14 protein-coding genes are annotated in these 15,925 nt (G+C 42.0%); 8 read left to right on the top strand and 6 right to left on the bottom strand.

What is annotated here, in order from left to right; translation table 11 throughout:
* Positions 1–93: 93 nt before the first annotated feature.
* Positions 94–1,296 (top strand): S-methyl-5-thioribose kinase, encoded by a 1,203-nt coding sequence (gene mtnK, locus L1068_RS11370; protein ID WP_237130361.1) that lies wholly within the window; start codon positions 94–96, stop codon positions 1,294–1,296.
* 166 nt (positions 1,297–1,462) lie between these two features.
* Here the strand turns inward: mtnK and L1068_RS11365 are convergent, their stop codons facing one another.
* A complete protein-coding gene (locus L1068_RS11365) occupies positions 1,463–2,131 on the bottom strand; it encodes a DUF2306 domain-containing protein (protein WP_237130360.1) in 669 nt (222 codons plus the stop codon).
* Between the two features lie 146 nt (positions 2,132–2,277).
* Here L1068_RS11365 and L1068_RS11360 point away from each other — a divergent pair, with 146 nt between their 5' ends.
* Complete coding sequence (locus L1068_RS11360; RefSeq protein WP_237130359.1) at positions 2,278–3,474, top strand: AraC family transcriptional regulator; 1,197 nt, start codon at positions 2,278–2,280, stop codon at positions 3,472–3,474.
* An 85-nt stretch (positions 3,475–3,559) separates the two neighbouring features.
* Here L1068_RS11360 and L1068_RS11355 read toward each other — a convergent pair whose 3' ends face one another.
* Positions 3,560–5,521 (bottom strand): methyl-accepting chemotaxis protein, encoded by a 1,962-nt coding sequence (locus tag L1068_RS11355; protein ID WP_237130358.1) that lies wholly within the window; start codon positions 5,519–5,521, stop codon positions 3,560–3,562.
* A gap of 114 nt (positions 5,522–5,635) precedes the next feature.
* On the opposite strand from L1068_RS11355, the gene L1068_RS11350 reads away from it, so the two are divergent.
* The gene (locus L1068_RS11350) at positions 5,636–6,697 is read left to right on the top strand and encodes an OprO/OprP family phosphate-selective porin (RefSeq protein WP_237130357.1); all 1,062 of its coding nucleotides are present in this window, start codon (positions 5,636–5,638) and stop codon (positions 6,695–6,697) included.
* Positions 6,698–6,794: 97 nt separating this feature from the next.
* Here L1068_RS11350 and ltaE read toward each other — a convergent pair whose 3' ends face one another.
* Positions 6,795–7,796: a low-specificity L-threonine aldolase gene (ltaE, locus tag L1068_RS11345; protein WP_237130356.1), complete on the bottom strand. Its 1,002-nt coding sequence runs from the start codon at positions 7,794–7,796 to the stop codon at positions 6,795–6,797.
* A gap of 247 nt (positions 7,797–8,043) precedes the next feature.
* Here ltaE and L1068_RS11340 point away from each other — a divergent pair, with 247 nt between their 5' ends.
* From L1068_RS11340 to L1068_RS11320, 5 genes are all read left to right on the top strand, one after another.
* A complete protein-coding gene (locus tag L1068_RS11340; protein WP_237130355.1) occupies positions 8,044–8,748 on the top strand; it encodes an ABC transporter ATP-binding protein in 705 nt (234 codons plus the stop codon).
* Positions 8,749–8,770: 22 nt separating this feature from the next.
* The gene (locus L1068_RS11335) at positions 8,771–10,786 is read left to right on the top strand and encodes a TonB-dependent receptor (protein WP_237130354.1); all 2,016 of its coding nucleotides are present in this window, start codon (positions 8,771–8,773) and stop codon (positions 10,784–10,786) included.
* Between the two features lie 3 nt (positions 10,787–10,789).
* A complete protein-coding gene (locus L1068_RS11330) occupies positions 10,790–12,190 on the top strand; it encodes a DUF3526 domain-containing protein (protein ID WP_237130353.1) in 1,401 nt (466 codons plus the stop codon).
* Entirely contained in the window at positions 12,187–13,524 is a 1,338-nt protein-coding gene (locus L1068_RS11325; RefSeq protein ID WP_237130352.1) for a DUF3526 domain-containing protein, read from the top strand. Before L1068_RS11330 ends, L1068_RS11325 begins: the two co-directional genes overlap by 4 nt.
* A gap of 141 nt (positions 13,525–13,665) precedes the next feature.
* Positions 13,666–14,148, top strand: coding sequence for a DUF2938 family protein (locus L1068_RS11320; RefSeq protein WP_054980242.1), 483 nt, complete (start codon positions 13,666–13,668; stop codon positions 14,146–14,148).
* Here the strand turns inward: L1068_RS11320 and L1068_RS11315 are convergent.
* From L1068_RS11315 to L1068_RS11305, 3 genes are read right to left on the bottom strand one after another with little or no spacing between them, the layout of a single operon-like run.
* Positions 14,137–14,784, bottom strand: a complete 648-nt coding sequence (locus L1068_RS11315) for a GNAT family N-acetyltransferase (RefSeq protein WP_054980243.1) — start codon at positions 14,782–14,784, stop codon at positions 14,137–14,139. The two genes, L1068_RS11320 and L1068_RS11315, sit on opposite strands and share 12 nt — an antisense overlap.
* A gap of 4 nt (positions 14,785–14,788) precedes the next feature.
* Positions 14,789–15,241 (bottom strand): DMT family transporter, encoded by a 453-nt coding sequence (locus L1068_RS11310; protein WP_054980244.1) that lies wholly within the window; start codon positions 15,239–15,241, stop codon positions 14,789–14,791.
* Complete coding sequence (locus tag L1068_RS11305) at positions 15,238–15,864, bottom strand: nitroreductase family protein (protein WP_237130351.1); 627 nt, start codon at positions 15,862–15,864, stop codon at positions 15,238–15,240. The genes L1068_RS11310 and L1068_RS11305 overlap by 4 nt, the downstream gene beginning before the upstream one ends.
* Between the last annotated feature and the right edge of the window lie 61 nt (positions 15,865–15,925).

Below are 15,925 nucleotides of genomic sequence, written 5' to 3'. Positions count from 1 at the left end.
TCATTTTACACCAAGACACAAAGAAGTATAGACATCTAAACATTCATCAGTATGGAATTCTGTAATTATCTGTATTTTTGAATAGCGAACACCATGGCTGACTATATTGCTTTTGATAATGAGCGTGCACTTAACTATGTTGCACAGTTAAACGAATTTTTTGCCCCAAATGCACAATTAACCTGTAATGAGTTTGGTGATGGCAATCTCAATTTAGTCTTTCGCATCGCTGATGAAAACGGTAACAGCATTATTTTAAAGCAGGCATTACCCTATGCCCGTTGTGTTGGTGAGTCGTGGCCGTTAACCCTTGATAGAGCACGTATTGAAGCGGCTGTACTTGAAAGGCATGTCGCGGTGTGCAAACCATTCACAGCAAAAGTGCTGCACAAAAATACCGAACTTGCCCTAACCATTTTGGAAGATTTAGGCCATATGGCGATTTTGCGTGGCGAACTAAATCAGGCAACAACCTTTCCAAACTTAGGCAGCCAACTTGCAAATTACCTGGCAACCACCAGTTTCTATTACTCAGACTTTTACTTAACACCTGCAGAAAAGAAAGCCTTAGTAAGTGAATTCACAAACCCTGAGCTGTGCGCCATCACTGAAGACTTATTCTTTGATGATCCGTACCGCACCTCTCTGCGCAATAACTACCCAGCGACACTTGAAAGTGAGGTAAAGAAGCTTAAGCAAAACACCGAACTGCTCGTTAAAGTGGCTAAATTAAAGCAGCTATTTTTATCGTCGCCACAAAGCTTATTGCACGGCGATGTGCATTCAGGCAGCATTTTTGTTGATGCGCAGTCGACTAAGGTGATCGATCCAGAATTTGGTTTTTTTGGCCCAATTGGTTTTGATTTAGGCTCATTTATTGGTAACTTTTTACTTAATTATTGTGCACAAAATGCCCGTATTAGTGAAATTCCAAAACGCCGCCAAATGCAAACCTACTTACTGACGACGATTCAGCAAGTAATCAACGAATTTACAGCAACCTGGCTTTCACTTGCTAAACAGCATACCCGTGATTTATCGCTTCAGGCACCAGGCTATGCAGAATATTTTGTCAATCAAATCATTAAAGATGCGCTTGGCTTTGGCGGCACTGAGCTTGTGCGCCGCACCATTGGCCTTGCCCATGTGTCAGACATTGATGGTATTGAAGATGAAACAGCACGACTGCAAGTACAGCAGCAAACATTAATACTAGGTGAGCAACTTATTTTACATGCTGAGACTGCTCACGATAAAGAATCAGCATTTAATCTGATTATTAGCCTTGTTCAGTAAAAAGAAGCTCAGTAAAAATCAGCTCTATAAGTTTCAGCCTAAAAAGCCAGTAACCCTGTTACTGGCTTTTTTCTAAAGTGTTTTAGTTTATGTATCTTCCCACTTTAGTAGCGACCTCTAAACATCTTAATTTCCCTTAAATACCTCAAGGTTTACCAATTAATCGCTAGCTATGGTTCTTTTTAAACAACCAATGTGCAATTTGAAGATTCACAACCAAGCCGATTAAACGCCCATAATCATGCATAAGTTCAGCTCCAACTTTGCCCATTAACATCGCAATAATTTCTAAAAATAGTGGGCTAACAACCGCTAAACTAGCAGCTGCTGCAAAATACACCCAACGCTGATGCTGTTTGAAATCCTTTTTAATTGCATACTTAACAGCAATAACAAACGTTAAGAAAATAGCTATCGCAACTATCACCAAACTCACATAGCGCGCGCCAAATTCATTAGGCGAAAATACATGATGCATCCACACACCAGACGCCGCCATCACACATGCTGAAATAAAAGCAAAGTAGCCATTAATTTTATGATAGCGCGGTTTTGTTTGTCTTAACTTTGGTGAAAACTGAAATGGCATTGTTAAAAAAAACACAATACCTGATATGCCATGGCAAATAATCACCAGTGGCATATCAAAATAGCGCGCGTTAATCATTTCACTAAGTGGTGACTCAACACCACTACCCATTACAACTAAAGCAAAAATAAATACTGCCGGTATTGCAGGAATACCTATCATAAAGAGTAAAAAGCTAACGCCAGCCCAATTAAACGGTGTTTTTAATTCTTTTGGTTCTATCATCATTGTATTTTGGTATGTCATTTTTTCATCCTTACGCCATACGCTAGTTAAGTTAGAAACGATTATGTAAAATACCTAAAGCAATATCGTTCTAATCTGTTGAGCAGAACCACAAAGAAACAACAAAAAAATAAGATATTGTTTATAAAGAAATAAAAGGATTTAACTTGCAACCATCAGAGATTTACTTATTTGCGATTAACATTGCAACAATTACCTTATTAGGCTTTAACGCAAGTTTACTTATTACTAAAAAACGCCAAAATTTCGGCTATGCGTACCTTTCTTGCTGCTTTATTGCCATTGCAATTGTGATATGCCAACCCAGCTTAAAATTACTCGCACCAGAGTGGCGGCAAACGCAACTTATCGTATCGTTACCTGCATTATTAATCATTGCCCCGAGCTTTTGGTTTTACATTAAAAGCCTTACAGCAGAATCGAAATGGACGCTTACCAAACACGACAAATGGCATTTTGCACTGCCCGCAATCGGACTATTTATTTCACTTTTCACATTAGTTTTACCTAACGAAATTCAACACGGACTTTTGGTCGACGGTGATGATGTGGTACTTGAAAGCGTATCACCCTTCTTGCGATATAGTGTGTATGTTGGATTAATTATCACCTTTTTATTGGTGATTGGCTGGGTATTACAATCGGCATTTTATGTGGTTAAAACCATTATTCGTTTAAACCGCTACCGCACACATTTAAAAGATATTTTTGCGACAACAGAACAAAAAGAAATGGGTTGGCTTACAGCGCTTGCACTTTTAGTAGGTATTCCTTGGGGATTATTTGCCATCAATTTAACACTCAATAATTTGCTCTTTCCAAGTGAAATGTATACGCCCTTTTCAAGCTTACTCTTACTCATAGCCGTAATCTTTTTAGCGACTTGGGCGCTTCGCCAAAAGCCAGGTTTTGAAGAAATATTTGATGACATTAGTAAAGATGATGAACCTACTGTGTTGTCAGCGGAGCAGAATAAATATAAAACTTCGGTATTAAGTGAAGATAATTTACAGCACATTGCAAACAAATTGGAAAACGCAATGCAGACCGACCAAGAGTATTTAAACGCCGCCTTGTCATTGCCAGTACTTGCAAAAAGTATCAATACTTCATCCAACTATATTTCTCAAACATTGAACGAGCGTTTAAAAGTCAACTTTTTTGATTATGTAAATGGCTACCGTGTAAAACACGCTAAGAATGAACTCACAAATAGTAATAAAACTGTTCTCGATATTGCAATGGATGCGGGTTTTAACTCTAAATCAGCGTTTTACACCGCGTTTAAAAAATACACCGGGTTCACCCCAATGCAATATCGCAAGCAGCACACTAGCCTCTGACGCATCGAAGCTGCAGTGCTTAGAGTAGCTCGCGCTATTTTACCACCTGCTACAGCCTCTTCTCACCATAACTGACAAACAAGCGTTAGGTTTTAAACTTTTTAACCAACGCAGTTAAAGCGGCTGAAAGCGATGCCAGGCTATTGGCATTTTCATCAGCGTCATTGGCAAGCCCGGAAATTTCATCCGCACCGGTTTTAATATCCACAACGTTGCGATTAATCTCTTCCGCTACATGTTGCTGCTCTTCTGCTGCGGTGGCTATTTGCGAGTTCATATCACTAATAAGGTCAACCGAATGCGTAATGGAATCAAAACTGGCTTGCGCTTGTTTTGTGAACTCAACGGTTTGCGAGGATATATCGAGGCTTTGTGACATCTCTTTTGAAATCGCTTGGGTCATATTTCTAAGTTTACCAAGTTGCTGTGCAATTTCTTCTGTTGATTCGGATGTACGTTGTGAAAGCGCACGTACTTCGTCTGCTACCACCGAAAAGCCTCTGCCTTGTTCGCCTGCGCGCGCTGCCTCAATTGCGGCATTAAGTGCTAACAAATTTGTTTGCTCAGCAATACCACGGATCACATCTAAAATTGTGGTAATGCTTTCACTTTCACTGTCTAAATCACGCACATTTTGCTCTGTACTTGCGATAGTGTCTGACAGCCCCGACACACTAGATACCGTTTTATTAATTAACGATTGCCCTTCAACGGCTGATTGTTTAGTTGAATTGGCTGAATCTGCTGCCGATGCGCAGCTTGATGCAACTTCGTTGGCGGTCGCCGCCATTTCATTAATAGCGGTAGAAGCTTGCTCAAGCGCTAATTGTTGCGTCATTAACGATGAATTCATCGACGTAACTAAACGTGAGCTAACTTCCGATGCGTTGCTTACATTAGCAGAAGAGCCATTAATCTCTCGCACCAAATCAGCAATCGAATTTAAAAATTGATTAAAGCTATTAGCCAGTTGTCCAGTTTCGTCTTGCGTACGAATTTTTAAACGTTGGGTTAAATCGCCTTCACCTTGCGAAATATCTTCAAGACCACGGGTCACCTCAACAATCGGACGAGATATTAATTTAGAAATATACACCGAGAGTACAGAAAAGATACCAATCAGAATTAAGCTCACCACAATAATTATCACCATCAGCGTATTTGCTTTCGCCATTACTTCTGATTTTTTAAGCAGGCCGATAAACTTCCAATCGAGTTTGGCTGAGGTATACACATTGGCAAGATAAACATCGCCATCAATTTCAATGGTGGTATCGCCAGATTCCATGCGGCTTAATCCAGCGTATAGATTGTTTTTAACACTCGCAAATTCTTTAAAATTATTCTCAGGGTGTTTGGCATCAACCAAAATTTTGCCCGAATCTTCTATTAACATTAAAAAACCCGACTCACCCATTTTGATATTTTGGATCATGCTCGTTAAGCCTTTTAACGACACATCCATGCCCGTTACACCAAAATTGCTACCTGCACTATCTTTAATAGACATCACGGTGGAGACAATCACCGCGTCATCAGGTTCCCAATAATACGCTTGGGTACGAATCGGTTTCGTTGTCGCGCCTGTGCCTGTTTTAAACCAAGGGCGCGGTCGTGGGTCATAGTTAGCGCTCACACTGCCTTTTGGCCATTGCGTATAGCCACCTTGTTGATTACCCATGTAAATATAGGAAATGCCCTCGTGTGATTCACCAAATTGTGAAAACAAATCGAATACCCGTTGTTCAATTACGTCGTTTTGTTCTGGCGTAATTTGACTCGAGGATGCGCTATTCATATATGTTTTAATACCGCTTTTGGCCGCCACTAAATCGGGGTGTTTCGCAATGTACACAACGTCTTTACTGATCTCTTCGAAAAAAAGCGAAATCGCTTTGTCTATCTGCGTCACTTCTCGCGTATTGGCAATAGTAAAATTATCGTGCGCTAAATTGCGGGTCTGATTAATCATGATCACAGCAATCACAACAATAGGCAGTGTTATGGTAACTAAAAAAGCAATGATAAGTTTTTTGGAAATCGACATTGATCTAACTACATATGACTAGTATTGAATTAAATATGGTTTGCAATCTAGTGCTAGTCAACTTCATAATTTATGGTCTAAGCTATTTTAAAGTCATCTATTTACATGGTATTTATGTTGAACTCGAAACCCCTTTTATTTACCTCGCTGTTTGCACTTACAATTTCGGCGCCGCTCGCAGCATCGCCCTCATTGGCAGGCGGCTTTTGGATTAACTACAGCTTTAACGAAGACACCCACGAAACCGATTTTGGCGACCAAGCAATTATTGGTTACTTGGATGGTGCAAAATCAGATAAGTCACCTTGGTTTTACTCTGCAGAATTTCGCCTAGGGCCCGGCAGTTTTACCGACGTTGATAACAATTCAAGCGGGCAAAAATACGTTATGCATAAAGCATGGCTAGGTTATGCTATTAATGACAATAACTCACTGACCTTTGGCAAAAGCCAAGTGCCATTTGGCTGGAAAACCGCTAATTTTTGGCCAGGGGACATATTTTTAGCCGCTTACGGTGACCAAATGGATGTCGGCGTAAAATACCAAGGTGGTGTTAACCAATTCAATTACCAACTTGCCTATTATTTGGCTGATGACTGGGCAAGTAAATCAACCGACAGCACCGATGACAATCGCCACTGGGGCAGCAGTTCTACCTACCGAAAAGTAGACACCGCAGTTGTTGATTTTTCTTACACATTTAACAAACAACACACCTTTGCCGCATCCTACCAAAACGGTAAACTAGAGGAGTTGATCACAGGAGACCGACGTACCGATGGCGAACACAGCGCTTATGTAATTTACTACCAAGGCCAATTTGACCAGCTTACTACCAAACTCAGTTACATTGACGGTAAGCGCGATTTACCACAGGCTTATCTTGCAGCCAATCCCGATGTCGCAAGCACAATCGACAACACCCGCTATGCTGGCGAAATTGGTTATACGTTGGGTGATTGGTATTTTGTATTAGATGTGACCTTAGCTAAATCAAACACCAATGGTGTAGACGGTGACACTGTTTATGCGTTTGCGCCGGGCGTGCGATACGACTATGGCCCGGGATGGCTATACCTTGAATACCTCAATCAAGATGCGTATTTCGACCGCAATATGCAAATCAATCAAGGGGACTTTGCGGCGTGGTACCTTACCTTCGATTACTACTGGTAAATACTAAAGCGTAACTTAGTGCCACATTACACTCATACTAAGGCAGATAACCAATATCTGCCTTAACGTTTATTTTAACAATTCAATGCAAATATAACTAAAGTGCGTTCTTTATTGCAGCAACCACTGAAACGCAATCTTCGCGTGTCACATCTTTATGAAGTACCAACCGAATTTGCTCGCCAGGGCAAATATTAACGCCTTGACGATAAAGTGAGTCGGCAAATTCAGTAACTGGCTTAGTCGCATGATATTGCACAAACACCATATTGGTTGCCTGCAAAGTAACACTTATACCGTCGATATTAGACAGCTCTGTCGCTAAAAACTCGGCGTTTTCATGGTCTTCAACCAAGCGGTCAATATTGTTTTCTAGGGCATACAAACCCGCAGCTGCAACAATACCTGCCTGGCGCATGCCGCCGCCAAGCATTTTACGCCACTTATGTGCTTCATGAATAAAGGCTTTTGAACCACATAGCACACTACCAAGCGGCGCTCCGAGGCCTTTCGATAGGCAAATCGATACCGAATCCATTTGCGAGGTAATGTCTTTAATCGCAACTTGATGATGCACCGCAGCGTTAAATACCCGCGCGCCATCTAAGTGCAAGCCTAAACCATGTTCGTCACAAAACTTGCGGGCGTTGGATAAATAAGCCATTGGCAGCGGTTTACCCGAAACCGTATTTTCAATCGACAAAAGACGCGTGCGCGCGTAATGGTGATCGTTCGGCTTAATTTTTCGTTTAACTAATTCGAGTGACAAGCTGCCATCTTTTTCAAACTCTATTGGCTGTGGCTGAATGCTGCCAAGCACTGCTGCACCACCACCTTCATATTTATAGGTATGGGCGTCTTGACCAACAATGTATTCATCACCACGCTGACAATGGGCCATAAGAGCCAATAAATTACTTTGCGTGCCACTTGGCGCAAATAATGCGGCCTCGTGGCCGGTTAATTCTGCGGCTTTGCGCTGCAACGCATTTACCGTTGGGTCGTCACCAAATACATCGTCACCGACAGGAGCATTGGCCATCAATTCGCGCATTGTTGCACACGGTGTGGTTACGGTATCACTGCGTAAATCTATCATATTTTCATTGCTTTAAACTGGTTCTGAGAAGGCCTCACTGTAGCTTGGCAACACAACAAAGACAATTACATTGCGCTAATCAAATAAAGCGTAATGCGAGCGATTCTCATCGCACAAAGGTTTACTTTACTTTAATGTTATAATATAACATAAATCAATTTTTCTCAGTAACACTAAAACACTTGTTATCTTCAGTCCCGTTTTAGTGCTGTTTCATTCATTAATAACTTTTGGTTGTACAAGCATTATGCAAAACAACACTCTTAGTGTTTCGGCCTTAACCAAGCAGTTTGGCAACAAAACCGCAGTGAGCGAGTTGAGCTTTAACTTACATTCAGGCGAGGTTTACTGCCTACTTGGTTCTAACGGCGCCGGTAAAACAACAACATTTAATATGCTTTTGGGCAATACGCTACCCGATGCGGGTGAAGTGCTGCTTAACGGCGACTCAATTTTTGCTAGCAATTTTAAATTAGATCAGCATATCTTTTATCTACCTGAAAACGTTAGTTTATACCCAGAGTTTTCAGCAGTAGAAAACCTTGCATACCTTGCCTCACTGGCATCGCTTGATGTTGATGACCGCGCCCTACGCGATGCGCTTATTCAATGTGGCTTAAATCAAGAAGCGCTCGATAGACCAACGCGTTTTTATTCAAAAGGCATGCGACAAAAAACCGCTATCGCATTGGCACTATTAAAAAATGCCAACCTAATGCTACTTGATGAACCAACTAGCGGCCTTGATCCGGTTGCTACGCGCGAATTTGTCGCCTTAATTAAACAACTTGGCGAAAAAGGGGTAATGACCGTGATGATCACACACGATCTCAGTTGTGCTCATTTACTTGCTGACCGCATCAGTATTTTGCACCAAGGTAAACAAGTTGCCGAACTGCCGCAAAGCGAATCATTCGAGTCACTTGAAAGCACCTATTTATCCCTTGTTTAATTGTTTATTTTCGGAGTAGTTTGTGAAAATCAGCCGCCTTCCTTTATTTCTAAGCGCCATATCGATTGCACTTTGCGCTCAATTCGCTGTGGCAAATCAAGACAAGTCACTTGAATCAATTGTGGTAATTGGTAAATCGTCATCGGTTAGCTCATCTAACCTTGCGGGTTCATTTGATTATATGGGCCGTGAAGAAATTAGTTATCAACATATTGATGATTTAAAAGAGTTATTTACTAAAGTGCCGGGAGTTTATCTATCGCGTTTTAACCAAGGCATCGTGAATACCATTTTATCAATTCGTGGTTTTGCCGGAGACGGGGCCAGCCCTCACGCTAAATTATTGATCGACGGCATTCCAGCGAATATGCACGCAGGTTATGGTGAACTCGACCAGTTATTCCCGATTGCCATTGATCATATCGAAATGTTTCGTGCCACCAGCGATCCCCGTTATGGATTATTTAATATTGCCGGTAACTATCAAGTAAAGTCACGAAGCGACAGCAGTGCTGACCTAGAGCTGACCCTAGGCAGCTTTAATACCCGTGAAATTCAAGGTTATTTTGGCCAAGAAGGTGATACGTTATCACATAGCTACTCTTTAGGTTATCGTAAGAATGAAGGCTATCGTGACCACACCGACATTACCAAAAAAGCCATTTCGGGCCGGTGGGACTGGCAATTAAATAGCGACTCAACACTTGGTGCAATTGCCCGCTATAGCCGATATGAAGGTTCAGCCCCAGGTTATTTGAGCGAACAAGAAGCAAGGGATAACCCAACCATGTCGGCTGATTATGCAAACCAAGATGGTGGCGTGAAAGAAAATCATCATATTAGCCTGCATTACGATACCGCTATTAATAACCAAGTTGATTGGGCAGTAAAAGTTTATAGCCAAAACTTTCAGCGTAATCGTTGGGTACGTTTTTCAGCGCACAGTGATATTCAAAACCGTTTTGATGATCAAGATATGCTCGGCGCAATTTCAACGTTAACATGGCAAATTGACCCAAATTGGACGCTGTTATGGGGCGTTGACCTACAAAACGAAGAGATTATTGAGCAACGTTTTGGCACAGTGGGTCAAACGCGAGAGCGTGATGATCAAGTTGTGAAACGTAACCGTCAGTTTAGTTACGACACAAAAGGCAGTTACCTGCAACTTCAGCATCAGCCAAATGACAAACTGAACTGGAATGTAGCATTACGTGTTGATGACCTCTCGGGTGATTACAGCGAGTTTGCCGCAGATGGTACGCACAGCGACCGTGAAATGTATGATTTTGGCCTAGTTGTTCAACCTAAACTTAATGTGATTTACGCACTTACCGATAACACAGCGGTATTTTTCAATACTGGCAGAAGCTTTCAACACCCAACAGGTAAAGCCGCGTTTACCAGTGGCGATATTAACGCCCGCGAAATGACGCACAACGACGGTGCAGAAATCGGCTCGCAATGGAGTGCAGATGCTGTTGAACTACGCGCATCGTATTGGGTACAAAAAGCCAAAAACGAGTTTGTATTAATTGATGGTGAACAAAAGAACGTTGGCGAAACAACGCGAAACGGTATTGATTTAGCAGGTAACTGGCAGGTATCTAACGCATTTACCGTATGGGCAAATTACTCGTATATCGATACTGAAATTGTCACGCCAAGTGATACCGCAAACGTAACTAAAGGCAATCAATTAAGAAGTATTCCTGATTTTACCGCATCGCTTGGCGCAAGTTTCGACGCCACAGAAAAACTCGTTTTACGCGTTCACTTAGATGCCCAAGGCGATTATTACGTTAATGAAGAAAATGCTGGCAAAAAATACGGTGATTACACTTTGCTCAATGCCAGCGCCGATTACCACCTAGACTGGGCCACCATAAAGTTGCAGCTTAATAACCTCACTGATGAGTACTACGAATATGTATACGATTTTGGTGGTGTAGATAGCAACGGCGTGTACCAAACTGACACCGTTCATTCACCTGGCGATGGCCGTAATGCCAGCCTTTCCCTCTCTATGAGTTTCTAAATTATGTTAACAACAATAGTCAAACAAGAATGGCGGCGATTACGTCGCCACCGTTTAGCGCAAGCCGTGTTAACTCTGGTTGTTGTATTGGTAAGCGTCATTGTATTGAGTCATTGGCAACTACAACAAAATGCCATTGATGCACAGCAAACATGGCAGCAAACCGCCGATGAATTTTGGCAAGCACAACCTGAGCGCCATCCGCACCGCGTTGCACACTATGGCCACGTGGTATTTCGCGAACACTCACCGCTTAGCTTTCTCGATGTTGGTGTCGCGCCATTTAATGGCAACTTCTTATTTTTAGAAGCACACAAACAAAATGCCAGCGCAATCAAAAGCTACCCAGTGAACGCCTCTAGCCTCGCAATTGGTTTTCCGTCTGTTGCCACCTTCTTTTGGTTTGTATGGCCTTTGGTATTAATTATCTTGGCGTACGGCGCAATTAGCGACGAAAAACAAATGAATCGCTACACTTGGCTGTTAAGCCTTGGCCTCACAAAACGTACGTTAATGTCTGCCAAAGCGGTGTTTTACATTGTGTTAAGTACGATTATTGTGGCGTTTATTGCCTCCGTTGCCGCACTGTTTATTGCATTAACTGCACATGTATCTGCCCAACATTGGTTCTCTTTTACAGCAATGATGGCAAGTTTTTGGTTATACAGCATTATGTGGGTTCTGATCATCGTTACTGTGTCGGCAGTTGCCAAAAACAACCTGCAAAGCTTGTTAAGCAGCTTAGCGGTTTGGCTGTTTATTTGTGTGCTCGTGCCAAAAATGGCTGCACCAATTGGGCAAAGCTTAGCGCCTGTTCCTGAGCACGCTAACTTTGTCAGTCAGCTGAAAAAAGATGTAAAGGCAGTCGGCGACTCACACAATCCAAACGATCCCTATTTCAATAGCTTTAAACAATCCGTACTTGACCAATATGGCGTAGATACGATTGAAGAACTACCCGTTAATTACAACGGCTTGATCATGGCTGAGGGCGAGCGCATCACAAGCGATATTTACCAGCGTCATTTACACACGTTAGAGCAAACCTTCGCAGAGCATGAACGCACCCATCAATGGTTATCATGGCTTTCACCTACCTTAGTGCTAAGCAAAGTATCGGTATTACTGAGCGGTAACGACCGCGCCAGTATTGATGAGTTTGCAAAACAAGCCGAGGCCTATCGTTTATCACTGATCCAAGCGCTTAATAAAGTACATACTGAGCAAATTGATCACCATAACGATCGCGTGCAAAAAATAAGTGGCGATGTATGGCGAGATATGGCGCTGTTTGAATTTGAAATGAAACCTGCTCAGCTTCCACTTAAAAACTTACTGCCGTTTTTAGTCTGGCTAATGCTTATCGCTGGCCTGTTTTACCGTGTAGGAGCAAAGCAATCATGAGTTTAGTTAACTTAGAACTAAAACTGCTATTTAGAAATCGCGGATTTCTTTTGCAACTGGCGGTATACCTTGTTTTATCGCTTGGTGCGGTTGTCATTGGCTTTAATCATTACAACAAGCAACTTACCGAAATCGAAAAACAACATCAGTTTGCTGCGGCAGATGTTGTAACGTGGCAAGCCGCTGGCGATAAAGCAACACCAGGTGGACTTGGTTACTATTTACATAGCCCTGCGGTTAAAACACCGAGCCCATGGTCAATTTTATTTAAAGGTGAAAGCCAAGAGTTGCTCACCATCAATCGCATTCGTTTACTAGCGCTGCAAGGACAACTCTACAACGAACCAATAAATAACAGCGAACATTTGCGCCTTACATGGTTAGATTTAGGCTTTGTATGGGTTTATTTATTGCCATTGTTGATTGGCTTTATCACCGTAACGCGACTTGCCGAAGATAAACAAACTGGGCGCTGGCAGTTATTTTCTGCCAACCTATCAACTGGCAGTAAATTATTGATAACACGCATCGCAATCAGCGTAAGTGTGCTGTTTATCTTAAATGTAATGGTACTTTTAGCGGCTACCGCTTTTACGGATATTACGCTATCGCTCGATACCTTGTGGTTACTGACCATTTTGTTTTGCTATATGCTGTTTTGGTCAAGTGTCAGTTATCTCATTAGCAAGTTGGTAAAGCAGACTAATTTATCAGTGCTGGCGTTTGTTGTGAGCTGGCTGGTACTCGCAATTGCCATACCTTCTGCGCGCTTTTCAAGCCAATTAGACGTAAGCCAAAGTAATACTGGCGTATCACTATTAATGACGCAGCGCCAAAGTATTAACGATAGCTGGGATAGAGATAAGCAGGCAGATCTCGATACCTTTTTAGCGGCTTATCCAAAATGGCAAGAAACCAGCAAGCTAGGCGAAGCATTCGACTGGAAATGGTATTACGCCATGCAAACGTTAAGTGACGATGCCGCTAAACCAATGGCAAATGATTATCTAACCCATATTGAAAACGCCAACAAAGCGCCTGTTTTTAGAGCTCTATCGCCTGTGCTAAATGTGGATTTATTGCTAACCCGCCTTGCCAATACCGATAGGCAAAGCGATTTAGATATGAAAACGCAAGTAACCGATTGGTATAACGCACTAAAAGATCACTGGTACCCTTACCTATTTTTTAATAAAACCTATTCGCCACAAGCCATTGCCGATGCACCAAAGTTTAGTTATTTAGCAAGTACATCTAAAGATGCGCTGCAATTGCTGTGGTTGCTGTTACTTACTGCGTGTTTAATTGCGCTAAGTTACAAACGCAAATCCTAGTTCCAATTCTAGCCAAAAATTGGATTCTGTTGTCACACCCAAAGGAAGCATTTGCTTCCTTTTTTATAACATCAAAACCTTGACTTAAAGCTGACTTGAAGTTGCAAAATCCCCTTTTAGTTGAAAATTAAGGATAAAATGATGACTTCAATATTATTAAATAGCCTGATAATTGGTGTAGGCGCTACGCTTGTAATGGACTTAGCCGCTTGGTTATGTTTGCGATTATTCGCTATTCAGCCATTAAATTATGCTTTTGTCGGGCGTTGGTTAATCGGTATCACGCGTGGAAAGCTATGCCATAATCCGATTATGGCATCACCCAGTGAAAAGCATGAGCTTGCCATTGGTTGGTTGAGTCATTATGCAATTGGGGTTGTGTACGCATATATGTATTTGATTTTGGCAAACATACTCACACTTAACATTGGCAATATAGCGTTATTATTACTGTTTACGCTCTCAACGCTGGTAATGCCCTTTTTTGTTATGCAACCGTGTTTTGGTTTTGGCATCGCAGCCCGTAAAACCCCACACCCGCTGCAAATCAGACTAAAAAGCCTGCTTGCACACCTGTCATTTGGTGTTGGGCTTTACATTATGATCTTGTTGCTACTCGGCTAAATGGTAGCAAGCACCTAGCTCTAGAAACCCCATTGAAAGATACATTGGCAGGCCAGCTTGCGAGGCCTGCAAACTAATAAAATCGCAACTATTTTGCTCTGAAAACCAAAGTAAATGCTGCATTATTGCCTTGCCAATGCCTTTGCCTTGGTAACGTTCTGGCACGCCAACTTGATGAACACCTAGCGTCTGATTAGTAATGTAAGCGATGGCTGTTCCGCAAATTTCACCATTTTCAATGTAGGCGAAAATTGTCGCATTGCTATCACAAAGTAATGGCCGCAAGGTTTTATAATCAATCAAATATCCAAAAGCCTCACCGCATACGTTGGCCCACTGTTTTAAGCGCTCTTCTGACGTGATGCGTTCAATATACTTATTCGAGATAGCGAGTTTTTGTGTACCTTCAAGGCCCATTGCAATCAGTTTATTACGGTAGTTCTCGCGTTGAAAATCATTAGGTTCAGTGGTTACACATACATGTTGGTGCCACGCATTTTGGTCAATTGCCTTAAAATCGCTGCGCCATACTTTGTTTGGCCAGCTAGTGTGACGATGCACATTCGAGGTTTTAGTATGCGCTAATGTTGACCAAAATTGGTGTAAATTTGCCAGGTTCCTATCTAATAACGTCATGAATTTAATCCTTATTTATCAATACAATGCCAGCAATTAACAACACTGTGCCCAACGCTTTGGTAATACTAATAAGCTTTTGTGGGCTATCAAATAAACCAAAGTGGCTAATTAACATAGCGAAGACAATTTGCCCGGTTAATGCGTAACTCATTAAATTACCTACGCCCATTTTGGGAATAAGCCAATACATGCTACCAACGCCTAAAACACTTAATACACATGACCCCCACAAGTACCAAGGTACATTGCTCAGCTGTACATTTTGCAACGTGACCGAGAGCGTTTTTGCATTGATTACCAAAAGCACCAGCGACACCAAAATAAAACTAGTTAAAAATGCATAACTTGTTGCCAGCCATGAACTTTTTAATAGTTGCCCTAAGCGCGCATTCATCGCAGCTTGCATTGCAATACACGCCCCTGCGATAAAAGCGACAGGCCAAAGGGCGTTCATAATAGGCTCACTAATTGATTTATTGGCTTGCGATATTTTGCTCTAAGCGCACTGTGGTCGTCTCTGCTACGAATGCCTACAGGGCATAATATTTCAGCGTTTAACTCACGCTCTGTCAGCCCAAGGGCATCACTAACTGCTTTTTGATCAAAACCCGTCATTGGGCACGCATCAATGTGATTTATTGCGGCACAACTGAGCAATTTGCCAAGCGCGATATAACATTGGTTGGCACTCCATTTTTGTTGCTCAAATGGTGATAGCGATAACAAATCCCCACTAATGGTTTGCTTGTAGCCCGCTAGTTTTTCAACATCAATTTGCTGATTTTCTGCCAGCGCCGAAATATAACTATCAATATCATGCTGTGAGGTGGTAACACGGTTTGCTAACACCAATAAGTGTGAGCACTGTGCAATTTTATCTTGCCCGTAACTAAACGGCACTAGCTGCTGTTTAATATGATCTTTACTTATCACAAGTAACTCATAGGGCTGCATACCATAAGAGCTTGCGCTCAAATGTACGCTATCGATAAGTGGTTGCAACTGCGCTTGTGAGAGTTGTTGTGAAGAAAATTTATTGACCGCGTAACGCCAATTGAGTGAATTAATAAAGTCCATTGCCTTGCCCTTGTTTAAGTTGATACGGCAAGGTTACGCACTCTTTATTCTTATCTCCTTT

It is taken from the genome of Pseudoalteromonas sp. MMG024 (assembly GCF_021654175.1).
Classification (GTDB): domain Bacteria; phylum Pseudomonadota; class Gammaproteobacteria; order Enterobacterales; family Alteromonadaceae; genus Pseudoalteromonas.
Note: the sequence above shows the minus strand (reverse complement) of the source record. Positions and strands in the feature narration are given on the sequence as shown.

Excerpts from the sequence above, each read along its gene's own strand:
- mtnK (WP_237130361.1), top strand. The coding sequence starts at position 94 with ATGGCTGACTATATTGCTTTTGATAATGAGCGTGCACTTAACTATGTT.
- L1068_RS11365 (WP_237130360.1), bottom strand. The coding sequence starts at position 2,131 with ATGACATACCAAAATACAATGATGATAGAACCAAAAGAATTAAAAACA.
- L1068_RS11355 (WP_237130358.1), bottom strand. The coding sequence starts at position 5,521 with ATGTCGATTTCCAAAAAACTTATCATTGCTTTTTTAGTTACCATAACA.
- L1068_RS11350 (WP_237130357.1), top strand. The coding sequence starts at position 5,636 with ATGTTGAACTCGAAACCCCTTTTATTTACCTCGCTGTTTGCACTTACA.
- ltaE (WP_237130356.1), bottom strand. The coding sequence starts at position 7,796 with ATGATAGATTTACGCAGTGATACCGTAACCACACCGTGTGCAACAATG.
- L1068_RS11340 (WP_237130355.1), top strand. The coding sequence starts at position 8,044 with ATGCAAAACAACACTCTTAGTGTTTCGGCCTTAACCAAGCAGTTTGGC.
- L1068_RS11330 (WP_237130353.1), top strand. The coding sequence starts at position 10,790 with ATGTTAACAACAATAGTCAAACAAGAATGGCGGCGATTACGTCGCCAC.
- L1068_RS11325 (WP_237130352.1), top strand. The coding sequence starts at position 12,187 with ATGAGTTTAGTTAACTTAGAACTAAAACTGCTATTTAGAAATCGCGGA.
- L1068_RS11320 (WP_054980242.1), top strand. The coding sequence starts at position 13,666 with ATGACTTCAATATTATTAAATAGCCTGATAATTGGTGTAGGCGCTACG.
- L1068_RS11315 (WP_054980243.1), bottom strand. The coding sequence starts at position 14,784 with ATGACGTTATTAGATAGGAACCTGGCAAATTTACACCAATTTTGGTCA.
- L1068_RS11310 (WP_054980244.1), bottom strand. The coding sequence starts at position 15,241 with ATGAACGCCCTTTGGCCTGTCGCTTTTATCGCAGGGGCGTGTATTGCA.
- L1068_RS11305 (WP_237130351.1), bottom strand. The coding sequence starts at position 15,864 with ATGGACTTTATTAATTCACTCAATTGGCGTTACGCGGTCAATAAATTT.